This window comes from Actinomycetota bacterium, assembly GCA_036280995.1.
Classification (GTDB): domain Bacteria; phylum Actinomycetota; class CALGFH01; order CALGFH01; family CALGFH01; genus CALGFH01.
This window is the reverse complement of sequence record DASUPQ010000942.1, coordinates 1-2,187: the sequence shown is the minus strand read 5'-3', so window position 1 is coordinate 2,187 and position 2,187 is coordinate 1. Positions and strand designations below refer to the sequence as shown.

General features: G+C 73.7%; 3 protein-coding genes. 2 read left to right on the top strand and 1 reads right to left on the bottom strand.

Annotation, left to right across the window (positions count from 1 at the left end):
* A partial coding sequence (locus VF468_31325) for a hypothetical protein (GenBank protein ID HEX5882778.1) occupies nt 1–329 on the top strand: 329 nt, incomplete at its 5' end.
* A 23-nt stretch (nt 330–352) separates the two neighbouring features.
* Nucleotides 353–1,249 carry a nuclease-related domain-containing protein gene (locus VF468_31320; GenBank protein HEX5882777.1) on the top strand — a complete coding sequence of 299 codons (897 nt, stop codon included), beginning with the start codon at nt 353–355 and terminating at the stop codon, nt 1,247–1,249.
* A gap of 451 nt (nt 1,250–1,700) precedes the next feature.
* Here VF468_31320 and VF468_31315 read toward each other — a convergent pair.
* Nucleotides 1,701–2,187: transposase (locus tag VF468_31315; protein ID HEX5882776.1), on the bottom strand; the 487-nt coding region annotated here is incomplete at its 5' end.

Sequence of the window (2,187 nt, the reverse complement as noted above, 5' to 3'; positions counted from 1 at the left end):
CCGACCGGCCCGGCTATGTCCTCGAGGACTTGGGGCCGGTGCCCGAGTCAACCCGGGGCCGGCGGGCCTGGCGCCAGGCCGCCGCCGAGATCGAGCACTACCGTCGCAGCTACCAGATCACCGACCCCGACCAGGCCCTGGGCCCCGAGCCCCGCGATCCCACCCAGCGAGCCGACCGGCAGCGAGTCCGCACGGCCATCGAGCGGGTCCACGCCAAGCAGCGCGTCACCGACCGCACCCACGAGCGCCAGTCGACCGGCGAGCGCCCCGGCCAGCCGCGACCTCACCAGCAGCGTGGCCGGCGAGGCCCGGAGCGGGCCGCCGGCTAGCATCACCAGGAAGGAGCACCCTGATGGCCAATTCTCGAGCGTGGCCCTTCGACGACAACGCCGACCGGCCCAGCGGTTCCGTGCGGCCGCTCAGCCAGGCCGACCTCCAGGCCATCCTCGCCCACCTCGGCGACGACCCCGACGAACTCCTGGCCGGGACCAGCGCCGATCGGCCGGTGGTGGCGGTGCGGGTGCGGGCCAGCGTGGGCCAGCCGGGCGGGTCCGCTCAGGCGACCTGGCGGCGGGCCCGAGCGGCTGAGTGGGCGGCCTGGACCCGGACCCTGCCCTGGCGGATGGCCGCCACCCTTGGCATCGGTGCCGGTGGGGGAGTGCTTGGCAGCCTGCTCGCACCCCGGTTGGGGCTGGCACCCGCCGGGGTCGCGGCCATCGTGGCCGGGTGGGCGTTGCGGTTCCGGCCCAGCCGCGACGCCCGCGCCTGGCGGCAGGGCGCGGCCGGGGAGCGACGCACCGCCCGGCTGCTCGACCCGCTGGAGCGGCACGGCTGGGCGGTCCTGCACGACCTGGCCGTCCCCAGCAGCCGAGCCAATCTCGATCACCTGGCCATCGGCCCCGGTGGGGTGTTCGTGATCGACTCCAAGCAGTATCGCGGCCGCCTCCAGCTCGACCCATCGGGGCGGCTGTGGCATGGCCGTCATCCCCTCGCCCCCACCCTGCGCGCGGTGTCGTTCGAGGCCGACCAGGCCGCCCAGGTCCTGCCTGACCCGGGCGTGGTGGTGGTGCCGATCGTGGCCATCCATGGCGCCCAGGTTCCCTGGGGCAAGGTGGTCACCGACGGGGTGCCGGTCGTGGCAGCCCGGCGCCTGCCAAGCCTGCTTGGCGGCCTCCCGCCGATGCTGGGACCAGAGCGGGTCGCCAACCTGGCCGACCAGGCCCGGATCCGCTTCCGCGCCGCCGCCTAACCTTCAACCAATGCAGGGCCTCAACGGTGCGACCGAACTCCTCCTCTCGCCCCTTCCTGCCCAACCGGATGCGCACCTGGGGGGCGGCCGTGGCAGCCAGCTGCCGGCCATGGTCATGGCGGGATAGGGGATGCGCCTTCGGCGCGTGCTGCTTCGCTGGCAAGCTCCGCAGCCCGCCGGTCTCGCCATGGTCAGCCGTGGCAGGGGCGGGTTGGACCCTACGCTAGTCCCTACGCGGAGCGGTCGCGTACCCCCTCTGGACTCACGCGACGGGTTCGTGCGGGTCATGCCCCGTAGGGGGAGTGGAGCGGCCAGGCCGGGGTGGTGCGCTTCGCGCGATTGATTCATCGGCCTGTCCGCGTTCTTGGCGGACCTTCGGTCCGCGCCGCCTGCGGCGGCCATCTCATACTGATCCGGTGGCCACTCAGCGTGGTGCAGCCTAATGCGTGAGTCAAGCTGCCCTGGTGCGGCCGGGCTGGTAGGCCTGGCGGGTGTGGAGCATGGCCCAGAGCACGTCGATGCGTCGGCGGGCCAGGGCGATGACGGCCTGGTGGTGGGCTTTGCCCTCGCGTCGTTTGCGGGCGTAGAAGGCCTTGCTGTCGGGGGCGCGCAGCGAGCAGAACGCCGACTGGTAGAAGACCCGCTTGAGGGCTTTGCTGCCGCCGCTGGGTCGCCGGTTGAAGCGGACCTTGCCCGACTGGCGCAGCACCGGGGCCAGCCCGGCAGCAGCGGCCAGGGCGTCGGCGGAGCGGAAGCGGCCAAGTGGGCCTGCCTGGGCGATGAACTCGGCGCACAAGGTGGCCCCCATGCCGGGCAGGCTGCGGATGAGGGCCGCATCAGGGTGGCGGGCCAGCAGCTGATCCAGGTCGCGGTCCAGCCGGGCCAGCCGCGCCCGGCATGCCAACGCCTCGGTGGCGAGTTCTCGGACCAGCTCGGCG

What these genes read in the sequence shown, in the direction of transcription:
- VF468_31320 (HEX5882777.1), top strand. Translation starts at nt 353, where the DNA reads ATGGCCAATTCTCGAGCGTGGCCCTTCGACGACAACGCCGACCGGCCC.